This window comes from Nocardioides soli, from assembly GCF_014191495.1.
GTDB classification, from domain to species: Bacteria; Actinomycetota; Actinomycetes; order Propionibacteriales; family Nocardioidaceae; genus Nocardioides; species Nocardioides soli.
On sequence record NZ_JACHWR010000001.1, the window covers coordinates 1,634,653 to 1,652,504 of the forward strand.

17 protein-coding genes are annotated in these 17,852 nt (G+C 73.4%); 6 read left to right on the forward strand and 11 right to left on the reverse strand.

Features of this window, described 5'->3' with window-relative positions; genetic code table 11:
* Nucleotides 1–69 precede the first annotated feature (69 nt).
* Nucleotides 70–1,404 (forward strand): ABC1 kinase family protein, encoded by a 1,335-nt coding sequence (locus FHU40_RS08165; RefSeq protein ID WP_183591717.1) that lies wholly within the window; start codon nt 70–72, stop codon nt 1,402–1,404.
* Between the two features lie 65 nt (nt 1,405–1,469).
* Entirely contained in the window at nt 1,470–1,853 is a 384-nt protein-coding gene (locus tag FHU40_RS08170) for a VOC family protein (protein ID WP_183591718.1), read from the forward strand.
* 90 nt (nt 1,854–1,943) lie between these two features.
* Here the strand turns inward: FHU40_RS08170 and FHU40_RS08175 are convergent, their stop codons facing one another.
* From FHU40_RS08175 to FHU40_RS08190, 4 genes are read right to left on the reverse strand one after another with little or no spacing between them, the layout of a single operon-like run.
* Complete coding sequence (locus FHU40_RS08175; protein ID WP_183591719.1) at nt 1,944–2,678, reverse strand: VOC family protein; 735 nt, start codon at nt 2,676–2,678, stop codon at nt 1,944–1,946.
* Nucleotides 2,675–2,989, reverse strand: a complete 315-nt coding sequence (locus FHU40_RS08180; protein WP_183591720.1) for a pyridoxamine 5'-phosphate oxidase — start codon at nt 2,987–2,989, stop codon at nt 2,675–2,677. The genes FHU40_RS08175 and FHU40_RS08180 overlap by 4 nt, the downstream gene beginning before the upstream one ends.
* Entirely contained in the window at nt 2,986–3,633 is a 648-nt protein-coding gene (locus tag FHU40_RS08185) for an IMPACT family protein (RefSeq protein WP_252274722.1), read from the reverse strand. Before FHU40_RS08185 ends, FHU40_RS08180 begins: the two co-directional genes overlap by 4 nt.
* A 29-nt stretch (nt 3,634–3,662) precedes the next feature.
* A complete protein-coding gene (locus tag FHU40_RS08190; protein ID WP_183591722.1) occupies nt 3,663–4,442 on the reverse strand; it encodes a TSUP family transporter in 780 nt (259 codons plus the stop codon).
* Nucleotides 4,443–4,584: 142 nt separating this feature from the next.
* Between FHU40_RS08190 and FHU40_RS08195 the strand changes: the two genes are divergently transcribed.
* The gene (locus FHU40_RS08195) at nt 4,585–5,265 is read left to right on the forward strand and encodes a hypothetical protein (RefSeq protein ID WP_183591723.1); all 681 of its coding nucleotides are present in this window, start codon (nt 4,585–4,587) and stop codon (nt 5,263–5,265) included.
* A gap of 51 nt (nt 5,266–5,316) precedes the next feature.
* On the opposite strand, the gene FHU40_RS08200 is transcribed toward FHU40_RS08195, so the two are convergent.
* The 3 genes from FHU40_RS08200 to FHU40_RS08210 form a co-directional block, all read right to left on the reverse strand.
* Nucleotides 5,317–5,595 (reverse strand): CBU_0592 family membrane protein, encoded by a 279-nt coding sequence (locus FHU40_RS08200; RefSeq protein ID WP_215525178.1) that lies wholly within the window; start codon nt 5,593–5,595, stop codon nt 5,317–5,319.
* 136 nt (nt 5,596–5,731) lie between these two features.
* Nucleotides 5,732–7,783 carry a vWA domain-containing protein gene (locus FHU40_RS08205; protein ID WP_183591724.1) on the reverse strand — a complete coding sequence of 684 codons (2,052 nt, stop codon included), beginning with the start codon at nt 7,781–7,783 and terminating at the stop codon, nt 5,732–5,734.
* A 4-nt stretch (nt 7,784–7,787) separates the two neighbouring features.
* Nucleotides 7,788–9,185 carry a MoxR family ATPase gene (locus tag FHU40_RS08210; RefSeq protein ID WP_183591725.1) on the reverse strand — a complete coding sequence of 466 codons (1,398 nt, stop codon included), beginning with the start codon at nt 9,183–9,185 and terminating at the stop codon, nt 7,788–7,790.
* A gap of 85 nt (nt 9,186–9,270) precedes the next feature.
* Here FHU40_RS08210 and FHU40_RS08215 point away from each other — a divergent pair, with 85 nt between their 5' ends.
* Entirely contained in the window at nt 9,271–9,636 is a 366-nt protein-coding gene (locus FHU40_RS08215) for a YchJ family protein (protein ID WP_343057784.1), read from the forward strand.
* Nucleotides 9,637–9,649: 13 nt separating this feature from the next.
* Here the strand turns inward: FHU40_RS08215 and FHU40_RS08220 are convergent, their stop codons facing one another.
* Nucleotides 9,650–10,510, reverse strand: coding sequence for a universal stress protein (locus FHU40_RS08220; RefSeq protein ID WP_183591727.1), 861 nt, complete (start codon nt 10,508–10,510; stop codon nt 9,650–9,652).
* A 162-nt stretch (nt 10,511–10,672) separates the two neighbouring features.
* Between FHU40_RS08220 and FHU40_RS08225 the strand changes: the two genes are divergently transcribed.
* Both FHU40_RS08225 and FHU40_RS08230 read left to right on the forward strand, forming a co-directional pair.
* Nucleotides 10,673–11,113 carry a pyridoxamine 5'-phosphate oxidase family protein gene (locus FHU40_RS08225; RefSeq protein ID WP_183591728.1) on the forward strand — a complete coding sequence of 147 codons (441 nt, stop codon included), beginning with the start codon at nt 10,673–10,675 and terminating at the stop codon, nt 11,111–11,113.
* A 31-nt stretch (nt 11,114–11,144) separates the two neighbouring features.
* Nucleotides 11,145–12,731 (forward strand): GAF domain-containing sensor histidine kinase, encoded by a 1,587-nt coding sequence (locus FHU40_RS08230; RefSeq protein WP_183591729.1) that lies wholly within the window; start codon nt 11,145–11,147, stop codon nt 12,729–12,731.
* A 160-nt stretch (nt 12,732–12,891) separates the two neighbouring features.
* Here FHU40_RS08230 and FHU40_RS08235 read toward each other — a convergent pair whose 3' ends face one another.
* From FHU40_RS08235 to cydB, 3 genes are all read right to left on the reverse strand, one after another.
* Nucleotides 12,892–13,551 carry a response regulator gene (locus FHU40_RS08235; protein ID WP_183591730.1) on the reverse strand — a complete coding sequence of 220 codons (660 nt, stop codon included), beginning with the start codon at nt 13,549–13,551 and terminating at the stop codon, nt 12,892–12,894.
* A gap of 92 nt (nt 13,552–13,643) precedes the next feature.
* Nucleotides 13,644–16,838 carry a thiol reductant ABC exporter subunit CydD gene (gene cydD / locus FHU40_RS08240; protein ID WP_183591731.1) on the reverse strand — a complete coding sequence of 1,065 codons (3,195 nt, stop codon included), beginning with the start codon at nt 16,836–16,838 and terminating at the stop codon, nt 13,644–13,646.
* Nucleotides 16,835–17,851 (reverse strand): cytochrome d ubiquinol oxidase subunit II, encoded by a 1,017-nt coding sequence (gene cydB, locus FHU40_RS08245; RefSeq protein WP_183591732.1) that lies wholly within the window; start codon nt 17,849–17,851, stop codon nt 16,835–16,837. Before cydB ends, cydD begins: the two co-directional genes overlap by 4 nt.
* Between the last annotated feature and the right edge of the window lies 1 nt (nt 17,852).

Here is a 17,852-nt window from a genome sequence, read left to right on the forward strand (position 1 = left end):
CCGACTTGTCGGGCGGGCGCACCGCCGGGGCCCGCCCGGTCCCACCACCGGTTTGGAACAATCGAGGCCATGACCGAGCTGCCCCGCAAGGCCGTGGCGCGGACGGCGAGGCTCGCCGCCCTGCCGATCGGGTACGCCGGGCGCAGCGCGCTCGGGCTCGGCAAGCGGATCGGCGGGAAGCCGGCGGACGCCGTGCTGTCCGAGATCCAGCAGCGCACCGCCGAGCAGCTCTTCCGCACGCTGGGCGAGCTCAAGGGCGGCGCGATGAAGTTCGGCCAGATGCTGTCGGTGCTGGAGTCGGCCTTCCCGGAGGAGCTGGCCGAGCCCTACCGCGACCAGCTCACCAAGCTCCAGGACGCCGCTCCCCCGATGCCGACCGCGACCGTGCGGGAGATCCTGGCCGCCGACCTCGGCGCGGACTGGCGGGACCGGCTCGTCTGGCTCGACGGCGGGCCGACGGCCGCGGCGTCCATCGGCCAGGTGCACCGCGGTCGGTGGGCCGACGGGCGCGACGTCGCGGTCAAGGTGCAGTACCCCGGCGCCGGCGACGCGCTCCGCTCCGACCTGCGCGCGATCTCCCGGGTGGCCCGGACGGCGGCCCCGCTCGTGCCCGGGCTCGACCTCAAGCCGCTCGTCGAGGAGCTCCAGGCCCGCGCGGCCGACGAGCTCGACTACGACCTGGAGGCCGAGGCACAGCGCACCTTCGCGGCGGCGTTCCGCGACGACCCGGAGATCGTGGTGCCCGACGTCGTCGACGTCGGTGCCACGACGCTGGTCACCGAGTGGCTGGAGAGCCCCGCGTCGCTCGCCTCGATCATCGCGAGCGGCACGCCGGAGGAGCGCGACCACTACGGCGAGCTCTTCGTGCGCTTCCTCTTCAGCGGCCCGGTGCGCACCGGCATGCTGCACGCCGACCCGCACCCGGGCAACTACCGCATCCTCCCCGGCCCCGACGGCGAGCCGGGCCGGCTGGGCGTGCTCGACTTCGGCGCCGTCGCCCGACTGCCCGAGCGGGGCCTGCCCGAGGCGATGGGCCGGCTGCTGCGGATCGCCGCCGACGAGGACGAGGACGGGCTGGTCGCGGGGCTGCGCCGCGAGGGTTTCATCAAGGAGCGCATCTCGGTCGACGCCGACCAGGTGCTCGACTACCTGGCGCCGTTCGTCGAGCCGACGAGGACCGAGCGGTTCCGGTTCAGCCGTGCCTGGATGCGCACCCAGTTCACCCGGATCAACGACCCGCGCAGCCCGGCGTACACCGTCGGCATGAAGCTCAACCTGCCGCCGTCGTACCTGCTGATCCACCGCACCTGGCTCGCCGGTCTCGGCGTGCTGTGCCAACTGGAGTGCGAGGCGCCGTTCCGGCAGATCCTCACCGACTCGCTGCCCGGCTTCGCCGGCGAGTGACCCGAACTGACGATTGTCGGCACCCACCGCCGGGCGCACGCTGGAAGGTGGCCCAGGAGGTTGCCATGACACTGACCGACAGTGCCGTCGCGGTCATGCTCCCCGTCGGGGACGCCGCGCGGGCGCAGGACTTCTACGAGAAACGCCTCGGACTCGCCTTCGACGGCGCCGGCCCCGGTGGCGAGCTGATGTTCCGCCTCACCGGGGGCTCCCACCTCGCGCTCCGCCCGCTCCCCGACGTGCGGCCCTCCCCGAACACGGCGATGAGCTTCGAGGTCGGCGACATCACCAGCGAGATCTCCGACCTCGAGTCGCGCGGGGTGCAGTTCGAGGACTACGACCTGCCGGACCTCAAGACCGTCGACCACGTCTTCGACGACGGCGCGATGAAGGCCGCGTGGTTCCTCGACCCCGACGGGAACATCCTCTGCCTCCACCAGCCCGCGTAGGCCGCCTCGGTCGCCCGGGACGTCATACGTTGCGAGGAAGCGGATCCTCGCAACGTATGACGTCCCGGCGCCTCCCGGCTCGGCTCCGGCTCAGCGTGGCGATCGCCGCGTGACGCAGTAGGCCAGCCCGGTGGGGTCGGTCAGCACCGTCCACCAGTCGTGCCGGGCGGCGAGCGACGCGCCGAGGCCGAGGTGCCGCTCGACCTCGCGGTCGCGGTCGTCGGCGGACAGGTCGAGGTGGGCGGTGACGGCCGGCTGCTCGCCGTCGAGCCGCTGGATCAGCCAGCGCAGCGGCTGGTCGTCGGGCGGCTGCAGGCGAGCGAACTCGGGCGACACCGACGCGTCGAGCTCCCAGCCGGTGAGCACGCGCCAGAACTCCACCTCGACGTCGTACGCCGAGGGCGGGATGTCGAGGCAGACCTGGTCGACCTGGGAGCGGCCGTCGGGCCAGATCGCGGGGCGCGGCCGGGTGCGCGCTGGATGGTCGACGAAGCAGAACACGAAGCCGCCGGGCGACCGCAGCACGACGTACCCCTGCTCGTGCCGGACCAGCACGTGCCCGCCGAGCTCCACCGCGGCCTCGGCCGCGATCGTGGGCGCGGGGACGTGCAGGTCGAGGTGGATCCGGCTGGGCCCGTCGCCGAGATGCTGGACCCGGAGGTAGCCGTCACCGTCGGGCGGCACGAGCGTCGCGAAGTGGTCGCGCTCGCCGCGCGGCGCGGAGACGTCGTAGCCGGTCACACCGCGCCAGAAGGCGATGCCGCTGTCGAACGTGCCCGGCGCGAAGTCCAGGAACGCGCTCACCCAGGAGGGGGTGGTCGTCATGACACCGGCTTGTGGAGCACCGCGCCGGTGGGGGTGATCACCACGTCGTCGCCGTCGGCGACGGCGGTGCCGTCGACGAGCAGCGTCATGCCGGGGTTCGCCAGCGGTGGGAAGAGCAGCGTCACCGGGGGATGGGCGCCGACGTTGGCGACCGAGCCGCGGCCGGGCGTGGGCACGCGCAGCACGCCGTCGGCGGGCACGGCGCGCACGGAGACGGCCTTCACCAGGCCGTCGCGCGAGGTGAGGAGGTAGCCCCGGTCGTACTCGGCGAGCCGGTCCGGGAGGTCGGCAAGGTCGACGACAACACTCATGAAGTGAGGCTATCGACCCAGCGCTCACCCGCCACCGTGGTCGTCGCGGCTCCGGCCGTGAGTTCGGCGAGCAGCGCGGCGAGCCGCGGCTCCTCGCCGGGGAGTACGCCGAGCGTCAGGGCGACGCGGGCGTCGTACTGCCGGTCGAGCACGGCGATCCCGCGGGCGCGCAGGTCGCTCTCGACGCGGCCGGCGTCCGCGTGGTCGAGCTCGAGGAGGTGCTCGCGCACGAGGGTGCGGCGCAGGGTCCCGGCCTCGGCGAGCGCGGCCCGGACGGCGTCGCCGTACGCCCGCACCAGGCCGCCCGCGCCGAGCAGGGTGCCGCCGAACCAGCGGGTCACGACCGCGACCGCGTCGCTCACCTCGTGGCCACGGAGCACGTCGAGCATCGGCGCACCGGCGGTGCCGGCCGGCTCGCCGTCGTCGGAGGAGCGCTCGACGGGCACCAGCGACGCACCGGGGGCGTGCTGCTGGATCCGGAACGCCGAGCAGTGGTGCCGAGCGTCCCAGTGCTCGCGCCGCAGTCCGTCGACGACGGCCCGGGCCGCGTCCTCGGTCTCGACCCGGCGCAGGGTGCACCGGAAGCGCGAGCGCTTCACCTCGATCTCGGCCTCCGCGTCGCGGGCGAGGGTCAGGTAGCTCACCACGTCGTCACCACGTCGTCACCACGTCGTCACCACAGCCCCACCACGTCGCCGCCGATCCGGACGATGAACGCCGAGACCACCACGATGAAGAAGATCCGCACGAAGCGGGCGCCCCGGGCGACGGCGGTGCGCGCGCCGACGTACCCGCCCACGATGTTGGCCGCGCCCATGACGAGCGCGACCTTCCACACGATCGCGCCCTGCGGCGCGAAGACGAGGATCGCCGCGAGGTTCGTCGCCCAGTTGGCGAGCCGCGCCTTGGCCGACGCCTCGAGGAAGCTGTAGCCCAGCAGGCCGACCAGCGCGAACACGAAGAAGCTGCCGGTGCCCGGGCCGAGCGCGCCGTCGTAGAAGCCGATCGCGAGGCCGGTGGCCATCGCGGCGGCCAGGTGCCGGTGCCCCGCGAACCGCAGCGCGGTCTGCTCGCCGAGCTGCGGCGTGAACAACACGTACCCGCCGACCACGATCAGGGCGACCAGCACGATCGGCTCGAACGCCGAGCGCGGGATCTGGCTGGCCACCAGTGCGCCGAGCGCCGACCCGACGAAGGCGAGCGCCATCAACGGCAGGAACGTCCGCGGGTCCGGCCTGATCCGGCGGTAGTACGTCGCCGCGCTGACGCTGGTCCCGCAGAACGAGGCCACCTTGTTCGTGGCCAGCACCTGCACCGGCGCGGCGTGCGGCATCCCGAGCAGGAGCGCCGGGAGCTGGATCAGGCCACCCCCGCCGACGACGGCGTCGACGAAGCCCGCCGCGAGCGCGGCCAGGCCCAGCAGGGCGAGCACGGTCGCGGAGATGTCGTCCATCCCGGCTATTCTCCGACCTGGTCGGATCGGCTCCCAGTCAGGTCCCAGTGATTCCCAAGTTGGACTCGCCAGGCTGCTCGGCGCCGGGTGATCCCGGCCCCGATTCCTCCGGACCACACCGGACAAACGAGAGAGAGAAAACATGTCCCGCCGCTGGCTGAGCCGCGCACTGATCGCGCTCGTCGTCCCCGCCGTCACCGTGCCCGTCCTCGCGACGTCCGCCACCGCTGCCGGTGCCGCGAAGGTCCCCTCCGTCGAGGCCACCGCCAAGATCTACCCGCACGTCGGCACCAGCTCGGAGTCGACCTCCAAGGTCTACGGCCCCGGCAAGAAGTGCGGTCAGCAGAAGGTGGTCAAGGGCGCGAGCCAGACGACCGCGGCGTACTCCCCCGACTACACCGCCCCCGAGTACGCCTCCGGCGACCCGTCGCTCTACGAGACGACCGGTGAGCGGCCGAGCGTCTACGCGACCGCGATCAAGTTCAAGAACGCCAAGGCCGCGATCGCGTACCTGCACGGCTACCAGAAGTCCGCGAAGAAGTGCCCGGTCACGGTCCCCGGCGGCGGCGCCGGTGGCGGCAAGGTCGACTGCAAGAGCTCGATGAAGAAGATCGGCTTCAAGCTGGGCAACGAGCGGTGGGGCTACCAGATGAAGGCCACCTGCACCATCGCCGGCCAGGCCACGACCATGGTCACCAACTCGCTCTTCGTCCGCTCCGGCAAGCACGTCGTCTACACGGGCGCCACCTCGATGGACCAGACCGCGCCGTCGATCCCGAAGTCGGTGCAGTTCACGAAGCTCGCCCTGAAGACCGTGGCCTGAGCACCACCTGAACACCACAGTCTCCGACGGGGTCGGGTGCCGGACAGCGCGCTATGCGGCGTGCTCCGGCACCCGGCCCCGTTTTCCGCGTGCGGCCCGCAGCAGGCCCACGATGCCGATCCCGACCCAGACCACGTTGAGAGCCGCGGACGGCCAGGCGCCGTAGTAGGCGGAGTTGACCATCAGGAACGCACCGCCGAAGAGGTTCATCAGCTGGAACATCAGGCTCGTCCCGTGCAGGCGGCCGGCCGTCACCAGCGCGTAGGCGCCGATGAGGAGCGCCATGCCGAGCCAGCCGACGACGTTGACGACGATGACGGTCAGGTCCACGCGGTCATCCTGCCCCTTCGGGGCCGATCCCGGGACCTGCGGGGTTTCGGCTGCTGGCAGCCGAAACCCTCACGGCGCGCCGTGTCGCACCGGCGTGTCCCGCGGGTTCTGGCTGCCGACAGCCGAAACCCGCACGCTACTGGTCCCCGACCCAGAAGCCGCGGCCGCCGAACCAGTCGCCGTAGCCGCCCCCGCCCCACGGGCCCCCGCGGCCGCGGGCGCCCAGGTAGGAGCCGACCACCGCGGCGCCGAGGTCGTCCAGCTCGGGTGCCACCACCCGGCCGTCGACCCGGTGCGCCATCTGGTCGATGAACCGGGCCAGCCCGGGGTCGTCGCCGAGCCGGAAGAACGTCGTCTGTGCTCCCAGCCGCCCGGCGTTGTCCAGCTCGCGGATGGCGTACGCCACCGTGAGCGGGTGCGGCGGGTAGGAGAAGTAGACCTCGCCGCTCGGCTCGAGGTGCGAGGTCGGCTCGCCGTCGGTGACGATGAGCAGCACCGGCTGCGCGTTCGGGTGCTTGCGGAAGTGCCGGTTGGCGAGCAGCAGCGCGTGGTGCAGGTTGGTGCCCTTGTCCCACATCGCGTCCAGCGCGGTGAGCTGCTCGATCTCCATCACCTCGGCGTGCCGGCCGAAGCCGATCAGCTGGAGCGCGTCGCCGCGGAATCGGGAGCGGATCAGCGTGTGCAGCGCGAGCGCGGTGCGCTTCATCGGCACCCAGCGGCCGTCCATCGCCATCGAGAACGACGTGTCGACCAGCAGCGCGACCGCGGCCTGGGTGCGGGCCTCGGTCTCCTGCACCTCGATGTCCTCGACACTGAGCATCGGCACAGGGGCGGTTCCTGAGGAGCCGAGGGACGAGGCGTCTCGAAGGGCGGCACGCCTGAGCACGCCGTTGAGCATCGTGCGCGGCACGTGCCACGGCTCGGTGTCGCCGAACTCCCAGGCCCGGGTGGCGCCGGAGAGGTCGCCGGCGGCGCCGGCCCGTTGGAGCTCGCGGTTGCCCTGGCGTCCGGACATCCGCTCGGCGACGTCGCGCAGCAGCGCCTTGCCGAGCTGGCGCATCGCCTTCGGCGAGAGGCGGTACTGCCCGTCGGAGCCGCGCTTGAGGTAGCCAGAGTCGCGCAGTGCCTTCTCGAGCCGCTGCAGGGTGCGCGCGTCGACCGCGGCCTCGTCGCCGAGCTGGCGCGCGAGCTGGTCGAGGTCGAGGTCGTCCATCCGCGCGCCGTCGTAGGACTGCGAGAGCTGCTCGGCGAGCTGGTCGAGGTCGGCGAGGTCCTGGAAGACACCGGTGCCGTCGCCCAGCCCGAGGCCCTGCTCGCCGCTCAGCTGCTCGGAGCCGCCCCAGTCGAGGTCGGGGCGCAGCGACTGCAGGTTGTCGTCGAGCCGGCCGAGCTGGTCCATCAGCTGCGGGGAGCCGAAGGCCTGCGCGGAGAGCTCCATCAGCTCCTGGCGCTGCTCGGGCGACATGGAGTTGAGCATCCGTTGCGCGGCGGCCGAGCGCTGGGCGAGCGACTCGAGGAGCTCGTCGATGTCCTGCGGATTCTCGGGGAAGAAGTCCCCGTGCTTGGCCATGAAGTCGTCGAAGTCCTGCTGGGTGTCCTCGCCCCTGCCGTGCTTCTCGAGCAGCTCGTTGAGGTCGCCGAGCATCTCGCTGACGGCCGCGCGGTCCTCGTCGGTGGCGCCCTCGAGAGCCTGCTTCATGCCGGCGAAGCGCTGGTCGAGCAGCTCGCGGCCGAGCAGGTCCTTGATCTTCTCGTAGTCCTCGCGGGCCTCGCGGCTCTGCCAGTCGTACGACGAGAGCTCGCCGACCGCGGCCGCGGTGTTGGGCGGCAGGCTGTCGAGCTGCATCTCGCGGAGCGCCCGGTCGCCGTCGTCCATCATCGCGTCGCGGGCGAGCTGCTTGCGCTCCTCGAGGACGGCGCGGTCGAGCAACTCCTTGATCTCCTGGAGCGTGCCGTCGAGGTTGTGTCGCTGGGTCAGCTCCCGCCGCCGCTCGGCGACCCGGCGTGCCAGGTCGTCGAGGCCGCTCTGGTCGCGGCCGCCACGGCGCAGGAACTCGCGCATCGCGCGCTCGGGCGAGTAGCCCGCCATCACGTCCTCGCCGATCGCGTCCAGCGCCTCGGCGAGGTCGACCGGCGGGGCCAGCGGGTCGCCGCCCTCGTAGCGCTTGAAGCGGGTGCGGTCCTTCATCGGGTCACCCGTAGACCGTCTCCGCGCCGTCGACGTCCTTGCCGATCCGGCGGGCCAGGTAGAGCCCCTCGAGCGCGAGCTCGATGGCACCGGCACGCTGGCCATCGTTGGTCGCGCCGATGCGCTCGCAGACGTCGTCGTACAGCTCCGACTCCCCGAGCACCGGCAGCCCGGTGAGGAAGTCGCGGGCGGTGACCTGCTCGCCGGTCGCGACCATCGCGCCGTCCTCGATCGCCTGCACCAGCAGGCCGAGGTCGAGGCCGCGGAAGCGCTGGCGCACGGTCTCGGCGGTGGCGGTGCGGAGCAGGTGGGTCAGCACCTCGGCCTCGCGGCCCTCCTCGCCGCTCTCGAACTCGATCTTGCCGCCGAGCACGTCGACCGCGGTCTCGAGGTCGACGACCCGGGCGACCGGCTCGTCCTCGCCCTGGCTGGTGGCGCGGTGCAGCGCGGCCGCCGCGACCGTCTCGGCGCCGGCGATCGAGAAGCGCGCCGAGACGCCCGACCGCTGGTCGACCGAGCTGGACTGGCGCAGCGCCCGCGAGAAGCGGGCCAGGATCTCGACCAGGTAGTCGGGCACGTCGGCGACCAGGTCGGCCTCCTGCCGGATCACCGCCACCTCGTCGTCGAGCTCGACCGGGTAGTGGGTGCGGATCTCGGCGCCGAAACGGTCCTTGAGCGGGGTGATGATCCGGCCGCGGTTGGTGTAGTCCTCGGGGTTGGCGCTGGCGACCACGAGCACGTCGAGCGGCAGGCGCAGCACGTAGCCGCGGATCTGGATGTCGCGCTCCTCCATCACGTTGAGCATCGCGACCTGGATCCGCTCGGCGAGGTCGGGCAGCTCGTTGATCGCGACGATGCCGCGGTGGCTGCGCGGGATCAGGCCGAAGTGGATGGTCTCCGGGTCGCCCAGCGACCGGCCCTCGGCGACCTTCATCGGGTCGACGTCGCCGATCAGGTCGGCGACCGAGGTGTCGGGGGTCGCCAGCTTCTCGGCGTACCGCTCGTCGCGGTGCCGCCAGGAGACGCGCAGGTCGTCGCCGTACGTCGCGGCCGCCTGCTGCGAGGTCACCGTGATGGGCTCGTAGGGGTGCTCGCCGAGCTCGGAGCCGGAGATCACCGGCGTCCACTCGTCGAGCAGCCCGACCATGGTGCGCAGCAGCCGGGTCTTGCCCTGCCCGCGCTCGCCGAGCAGCACGACGTCGTGGCCGGCGATCAGCGCGCGCTCGAGCTGCGGGATCACGGTGTCGGCGAAGCCGTGCAGGCCGGGCCACGGGTCGCGGCCCTCACGGAGCATGGCGAGCAGGTTGTCGCGGATCTCCTGGCGCAGGCGCTTCTGGACATGGCCGGAGGCGCGGAGCTCGCCGACCCTGCTGATCTGCGGAGGGGTGGAGGGAGCGGTCACGTCCTCACGCTACGCCGGACCCGCAAGAACCGGGACCCGTCTCCGGTTACGGTCGCGCCCGGGCGCGCCGCGTAGGGTTTCGCCCGTGCTCCTCCAGCAGCCCTGCCCGTGCGGCTCCGGTGCGACGTACGACGCCTGCTGCGGGCGGATGCACCGGGGCGCGGTGGCGGCGGCGACCGCGGAGGAGCTGATGCGGTCGCGCTACGCGGCGTACGCCGTCGGCGACCTCGACTACGTCTTCCGCACCTGGCATCCGCGCACCCGCCCCGACGACCTCGCCCCCGATCCCGGCCTGACCTGGACGGGCCTACGGGTCACCGACGCCGGGGCGGACTGGGTCGAGTTCGTCGCGTCCTTCACCCGCGCCGGCGCGCCCGGCGAGCTGCGCGAGCACAGCCGCTTCGAGCGGCGCGCCGGGCGCTGGATGTACGTCGACGGCGACGTCGACTGATCGCCCGCCGGCACTACGAAACGATCGCGACCGGGCACTCCGCGTGCTCGACCACCGACAGCGCCACCGATCCGGTCAGCAGCGTCGAGAGCCGGCCGCCGTGGTGGGCGCCGAGCACGACGAGGTCCATCCGCCGCGACTGCTCGACGAGCGCTCCGGCGGCGTCCTCGCGCACCAGCTCGAGCCGGGTCGTGACGTCCGGGTACTTCTCGGCCAGCCCGGTGAGCGGCTCGGTGACCGAGATCCGCAGGTCGTCGTCGGTCGCGTTGGGCGGCCACACCTCCTCGATGCCGTGCAGGATCGTCAGCGGCAGCTGGCGCAGCGACGCCTGGCGGTAGGCGAACTCCACGGTCGCCCGCGACGACGGGCCGCCGTCGACCCCGACCACGACGCCGTTGCGCACCCGACCCGGGTTGCCGGGCCGCACCACGACCACGGGGCAGGTGGCGTGGCGGACGACGGCCAGCCCCACGGAGCCCAGCAGCAGGCTGGCGACCGGGCCGCGACCACGCGACCCGACGACCAGCACGCTGGCCTTCTCGGCGAGCTTGAGCAGCGTGACGCGGGGGTCGGCCATCCACGCGGTCTGGTTGACGCCGAGGTCCGGCTGGCGGATCTCGACGTACGCCCGGGCGTCGGCCAGGAGCCGCCGTCCGTCGTCGGCCATCGCGTCGACCACGGCCCGGTGGCTGCCGCCCATCGGGTCGGTCCAGGCGACGCCGGCGGGGTCGATGCCGTGGGCGAGGGTGAGCTGCCGGCGCTCGCGCACCGCCTGGTCGATCGCCCAGTCGAGGGCCCGGTCGGAGGAGGGCGAGCCGTCGATCCCCACCACCACCGTGCCTGGCGGGATGAGCGTGTTCTCCGTGTTACCCATGGCTGCCTCCCTGGCGTCGTCTACGGCTCCAGATTCCCCCGGTGAGACCCGGACCAGTAGCGGCGAAGGCCCGGCATTCTCGGGACCATCGGCCCTCGGCTGCACGTGTGATCGGGAGCACCATGGAACGAGCGGACGGACCCGACCCCGAAGGAGGCAGTCGTGCAGGAATCCGTCGACCTCGGCCCGGAGCAGTGCACCCTGCTCCTGGGCGCCGGCATCACCGGCCGGGTGGCGCTCTCCTCCCCGGACGGCCCGCACATCGTGCCGGTCAACTACTCGGTCGTGGGCGAGGCGGTGATCATGCGCACCTCGCCGTACAGCGTGCTCGGCACCTACGGGCGCGGCAGCATGCTCGCCTTCGAGGTCGACTGGTTCGACCACGAGCGCTGGCGTGGCTGGAGCGTCGTTGTCCGCGGCCGCGCGAACGTGGTCACCGACCCGCTGGAGCTGGACCGGATCCGCACGACGTGGGACCCACAGCCGTGGGCCGCCGGCGCGCGCAACCTCTACCTGCGGCTGCACTGGTCGGAGATCAGTGGCCGCCAGATCGGCGTCGGCTGGGACCCGGTCGAGACGCTGCCCGTGCGTCGCGCGGTCTGAGAGAGCGGGGCCGCTGGGGCAGACTGACGCCGTGCACCCCAGCGACGGCGCCAGCGGCGTCCTTCCCGACTCGACGCGCGCCCTGCTGGACGCCGTCGCGGCGATCTCCTCCGACCTCGACCTGCGCAGCGTGCTGTCCCGGATCGTCGAGGCGGCGACCCGGCTGACCGACGCGCGGTACGGCGCGCTGGGCGTGATCGGCGACGGACCGGTGCTCATCGAGTTCGTGACGACCGGGGTCAGCGACGAGGAGCGGGCCCGGATCGGCGACCCGCCGCACGGCCGCGGCATCCTCGGCCTGCTGATCCGGCGCCCGCAGCCGATCCGGCTCGACGACCTCACCCAGCACCCCGACGCCACCGGCTTCCCGCCCAACCACCCACCGATGGGCACCTTCCTGGGCGTCCCGGTGCGGATCCGCGGCACCGTCTTCGGCAACCTGTACCTGACCGAGAAGTCCGGTGGCCGGTCGTTCACCGAGCAGGACCAGCTGCTCGTCGAGGCGCTGGCCAACACCGCCGGCTTCGTCATCGACAACGCGCGCGCCTACGGCCTCAGCGAGCGCCGGCGCCAGTGGCTGGAGGCGGCCGCCGACCTCGACGAGGCGGTGCAGCCGCCGGTCGACTTCGACGGCGCGCTGCGCGAGGTGGTCCGCGCCGCCCGCAACGTGGCCCGGGCCCGCGCGGTCGCCGCGACGACCAGCCGGCCGGGGAGCCAGCCGCAGCTCTCGACCGGGCGGCCGGAGCTGCGCGCCGGCGTCGCCGCCGCGCTGCGCAGCATCGTCGACGACCCGGACATCGCCCAGCTGACCGAGCCGACCGAGACCAGCGTCGACGAGTACGACGCGTTCGTCGTACCGCTGCGCACCCACCTGGCCGGCAGCGGGCAGCTCGTGGCGTTCTTCGACCCCGGCACCCGCCCGCTACCGGTGGAGGACCGCGAGCTGTTCGTCTCGTTCGCCGAGCACGCCGCGCTGTCGCTCGACCGGGCGCAGGGCCTCGACGACCGCGCCGAGCTCGCCGTGACCTCCGACCGCGAGCGGATCGCCCGCGACCTCCACGACCTGGTCATCCAGCGGCTGTTCGCGACCGGTCTCCAGCTCCAGCGTGCGGAGTCGATGATGCAGACGCCGGAGGGCGCCGACATCGTGCAGCGGGCGGTGGACTCGCTCGACACGACGATCAAGGACATCCGGGGCACGATCTTCGAGCTCCAGCAGCACGGCACCGGCCCGTCACTGCGCGCGGACCTGCGGGCGCTGGCGCGCGAGTACGCCCCGCTGCTCAAGTTCGACCCGGTGGTGCGCACCACCGGCCCGGTCGACTCCGCCGTGCCATCCCAGGTGCGGGACCAGCTGCTGCCCGTCGTCCGCGAGGCGCTGTCGAACCTGGCGCGGCACGCCGGCGCCGACCACGGCGAGATCACCGTCGAGGTCGGCGACGGCGAGCTGCGGCTGAGCGTGCTCGACGACGGTGTCGGGATCGGCGAGGTCTCCTCCGAGAGCGGGCTGCGCAACGCCCGGCGGCGTGCCGGCGCGCTCGGCGGCCGGCTCGAGGTGACGCCGCGGTCACCGCACGGCACGTCGTTCGTGTGGCGGGTGCCCCTGTCGGGTGGGTGAGCGTGGGTCGGTGGTGGCGGGTGCCGACGGGGCGACGCTTCATCAAGGGATCCAGGCCAACCCGCGCCTCCCCGGGCGAACCCACCCAGGGGAGCGCGACTTCACCCTCATCCCTTGATGAAACCGCGCGCCCGCACCCGCGCACCCGAGCAATGCACCCTCAGCGCTGCTGGTCGCCGAGCAGGCGGCTGGCGAGCACCGCGGCCTGGGTGCGGCGCTCGAGCCCGAGCTTGGAGAGGATGCTCGAGACGTAGTTCTTCACGGTCTTCTCCGCGAGGAACATCCGCTCGCCGATCTGCCGGTTGGTCAGGCCCTCGGCGATCAGCGCGAGCAGCTTGCGCTCCTGCTCGGTCAGCTCGGCGAGCTCGGGGGCGACCGTCTGCGGGTGGCGCACCCGCTCGAGCACCTTCGCGGTCATGCTCGGGTCGATCAGCGACTTGCCCTCGGCCACCTGCCGGACCGCGTCGACCAGGTCCGCGCCGCGGATCTGCTTGAGCACGTAGCCCGACGCGCCGGCCATGATCGCCGCGAACAGCGCCTCGTCGTCGTCGTACGACGTGAGGATCAGCCCCCGGATCGACGGGTCCACCGCGCGCACGGTGCGGCACACCTCGATGCCCGAGCCGTCGGGCAGCCGGGCGTCGAGCACGGCCACGTCGGGACGCAGCGCCGGGATCCGGTTGGCGGCGTCGACCGCCGAGCCCGACTCCCCCACGACCTCGATGTCGTCGTTGCTCTCCAGCAGTGCGCGCAGGCCCTCGCGGACGACCTCGTGGTCGTCGAGCAGGTAGACGCGGACCTTGCGGGACTCCTCGGTCATGGGCCATGTCTATCAGCCCGCCGTCCGCGTCGAGACACCCGAACTGGCTCTCGGGGGCATCGATCTGGAGCCATTCCAGGTGTCTCGACGACTCACCCCAGGCTGAGCACCCGGTCGACCCGGTCCAGGCCGGCCTCGGCGTGGGTGATCCAGACGACCGTGCGCCCGTCGCCGCGCGACAGCACCTCGGCGGCCAGGTCCTCCGCGATCGCCCCGTCGAGGTGGGCGGCCGGCTCGTCGAGCACCAGCACCGGCTGGTCGGCGAGCAGCGACCGCGCGATGGCGATCCGGGCCCGCTCGCCGCCGGAGACCTGCGCATGGCCGTCGCCGAGCCAGCTGTCGAGGCCGTCGGGCAGCGAGTCGAGCCAGTCGCCGAGCCGCGCCTGCCGCAGCGCGGCCTCGACGTCGCCGTCGGTGGCGGTGGGCCGGGCCAGCCGGACGTTCTCGGCGAGCGTGGTGGCGAAGATGTGCGGGTCGTCGTCGACCAGCCCGACGGTGCGGCGTACGTCGTCGAGCGACACGTCCGGCAGGGGCTGACCGCCGAGGCGGACCGTGCCGTCGATCGGATCCACGAACCTCATCAGCAGCGCCGCGAGCGTGCTCTTGCCGCACCCGGTCGGTCCGACCACCCCGAGCCGGTCGCCGGGCCGCAGCACCAGATCGAGATCGCGGAGCACCGGGCGACCGTCCCAGCCGGCCGCGACCGCCTCGAGCGCCACGGTGGCACCGGCGGGCGGGACCGGCGTGGCGGGCGACGCGACCGCGGGGGCGCGAGCGGCCAGCGCCGCGAGCCGCTCCTCGGCGGCCCGGGTGCGTGCGGCCAGGGCACCGGCGTCGGCCAGCGACGCCGCGACCTCGCCGAGCGCGAGCGGCAGCAGCACCAGCAGGGCGAGCATCGGGCCCGACACGGTGCCGGTCAGCAGCGGGGCCGAGACGGCGACGCCGAGTCCCGAGCAGACCAGCACCAGCGCCCGGCCGCCGGCGAGCCAGGTCGCGGCCGCGACGGTACGCCGACCGAGGTCGGCGCCCAGCGCGGAGACGGCACCGACCGCGCGCTCCTCGGCCTGCCACATCGCGAGCTCGCTCGCGGTCTGGGTCGCCTCGACGACCGCGTCGGAGAGCCGGGCGCGGATCGCGACCGCGTCGCGCTCGGCCCGCCCGGCCCCGGTGCGCGCCAGCACGTAGCCCGCGGCACCGGCCGCGCAGACGCCCAGCAGCACCGGCAGCACGACCGGAGCCAGGAAGGCCACGAACACCACCGCGATCGCCGCCGTGAGCGCGAAGCCGCGCACCGGCATCCGCACCCGCAGCTCCCGGTCGAGCACGGCGTCGACGTCGTCGACCACGGCCGCCAGCACGTCGCCGCGCCGCCGGCCGAGCGCGCCCGGCGTCAACGGCACGACCGCGTCGTACACCGCGACCCGCCGGTCGGCGAGCAGCCGCAGCACGACGTCGTGGGAGCGCAGGCGCTCGGCGTAGCGCAGCACCGGCCGCGCGATGCCGAAGGCCCGCACGCCGACGATCGCGACCATCAGGGTCAGGATGGCGGGCTGGTACGACGCCTGGACGATCAGCCATCCGGCGGTGGCGGTCAGCGCCACCCCTGACGCCGAGGCCAGGCCGCCGAGCACGGTCGGCAGAAGAAGGCCACGACGGGGCCGCTCGGCCGGCGGCTCCGGCGCCGCGGGGCGGGCGGCCACCGACGCACCCCGCACCGGCAGCACGGGCTGGGGCGCCGGCAGGGTCACGACCCGATCGGCGAGGGCGACGAGCGCGGGCCGGTGGGCGACGACCACGACCGCGCTCCGCCGGCCCAGCTCCTGGACCACCTCGGCGATCACCCGCTCGGTCTCCGCGTCGAGGTGGGCGGTCGGCTCGTCGAGCAGCACGTAGGGTCGCTCGGCGAGCACCACCCGGGCGAGCGCCAGGCGGGCCCGCTCCCCGGCCGACAGCGTCGTGCCGTCCTCGCCGAGCCGGGTGTCGGGATCCATCGGCAGCGCGACCGTCTCGAGCGCGGCGAGCAGCTGCTCGCGGCTCGCCGACGGCACCGCGAGCCGCAGGTTGTCGGCAATCGTCCCGGCGACGAAGACCGGGCGCTGCGGCAGCCACGCGATCCGGTCGCGGGTCGGCCCGTGCACGACGCCCGACGTCGGCTCGAGGAGCCCGGCCAGCACCGCGAGCAGCGTGGACTTCCCGCAGCCCGACGCGCCGGTCACGGCCAGCACGCCCCGGTCGGGGACGGCGAGGCTGACGTCGTCGAGCGCGGGTACGGCGCGGCCGGGCCGCAGCACGGAGACGTGATCGAGCCGCAGCGCGCCGGGACGGCGGTGCGGGGTCGGATCGTCGGCGTCGACCAGGTCGCTGGCCGCCTCGAACGTCGCGACGCCCTCGGCCGCGGCGTGGAACTCCGCGCCGACCCGGCGCAGCGGCCAGTAGGCCTCCGGCGCCAGCAGCAGCACGACCAGCGCGGTCTCCAGGTCCAGCGAGCCGTTGGCGAGCCGGATGCCGACGGTCACCGCGACCAGCGCGACCGACAGCGTCGCGACCAGCTCGAGCACCGCCGAGGAGGCGAACGCGATCTGCAGCGTCTCCACGGTCCGGCGCCGGTAGCGGTCGGTGATCGCCCGGATCGTCGCCGACTGCGCCTCGGCCCGGCGGAAGGCGACCAGCGTGGGCAGGCCGCGCATGACGTCGAGGAAGTGTCCCGACAGCGACGCGAGGGCCCGCCACTGCGAGCGCGCGCGGTCCTGGGTGGCGAGCCCGACCAGGATGCCGAACACGGGGATCAGCGGCAGCGTCGCCAGCACGATCAGCGCGCTCATCGGGTCCTGGGTCGCGATCGCGACCAGGGTGACCACCGGCAGCACGCCGGCCAGCACCAGCGCGGGCACGTAGCGGGTCAGGTACGGCTCGGCCGCGGTCACGCCGCGGGTGGCGAGGCCCGCGAGCTCGCCCGTCGACCGGCCCGCTCCTCCGTCGTCCCCGCCACGCCCCAGGATCGCGCGCACGACCCGGCGACGTACGTCGGCGCCGACGACCGCGGCCGCCCGGGCCGCCATGGTGTCGGTCGTCCAGCCCACCGCCGCCCGGGCCGCGAACACCGCCGCCACCACGATCGCCCAGGTCGTCACGCCGACCCCGTCGAGGGCGGCCAGGATCAGCTCGGTCACCGCCCAGGCCTGGCCGACCAGCAGACCGCTGGCGACCACGCCCGCGACCAGCACGACGACGAGCTGGCGCCGGGCGGGCGCCAGCTGTCGTCGTACCCGGGGGTCGGTGGGCCTCATGTCGCGGTCTCGAGCTCCGCGTCGGCGATGTGATGCATGGAGATCCGCTTGCGGAAGATCCAGTAGCTCCAGGCCTGATAGCCGAGCACGATCGGCAGGAAGATCGCGGCGACGATCGTCATCACCTTGAGCGTGTAGTCGGTCGCGGAGGCGTTGCTGGTCGTCAGCGAGTACAGCGCGTCCGTCGTCGACGGCATGACGTCGGGGAAGAGCCCGACGAAGAGGCCCGCCACCGCGAGCGCGATGCACGCGAAGGTGCCGATGAAGGCCCAGCCCTCACGGGCGACGTACGCCGTGGCGATGCCGCCGACCAGCGCCAGCGCGGCGAGCACGAACAGCACGGCGGAGCCGGCGTTGCCGGTCAGCGTCTGCGCCCAGATCAGGAAGACGACCGCCGCGACCGCCGCCGCCAGGCCGCTGCGCACCGCGACCGTGCGGGCCCGGTGCCGGATGTCGCCGTCGGTCTTGAGCGCCAGGAACATCGCGCCGTGGGTCAGGAACAGCAGCAGCGTCACGACGCCGCCGAGCAGCCCGAACGGGTTGAGCAGCGTGAAGATGGTGCCGGTGAACTCCTTGTCGGCGTCGATCGGCACGCCGCGCACGATGTTCGCGAACGCCACGCCCCACAGGAACGCCGGGACGTAGGAGCCGACGATGATCGCCCGGTCCCACCACGAGTGCCAGGCGGCCTCGGGCCGCTGGTGGCGGTACTCGAACGCGAGCCCGCGCACGATCAGGGCCACCAGGATCAGCAGCAGCGGTAGGTAGAACCCGCTGAACAGCGTGGCGTACCACTCAGGGAAGGCCGCGAACGTCGCGCCGCCCGCGGTGAGCACCCACACCTCGTTGCCGTCCCAGACCGGACCGATCGTGTTGATCATGATGCGCCGCTCGCGGTCGTCGCGCGCCAGCCAGGGCAGCAGCATCCCGACGCCGAAGTCGAAGCCCTCCAGGCAGAAGTAGCCGATCCAGAGGACGGCGATCAGGGTGAACCAGACAGTGGTGAGCTCCATG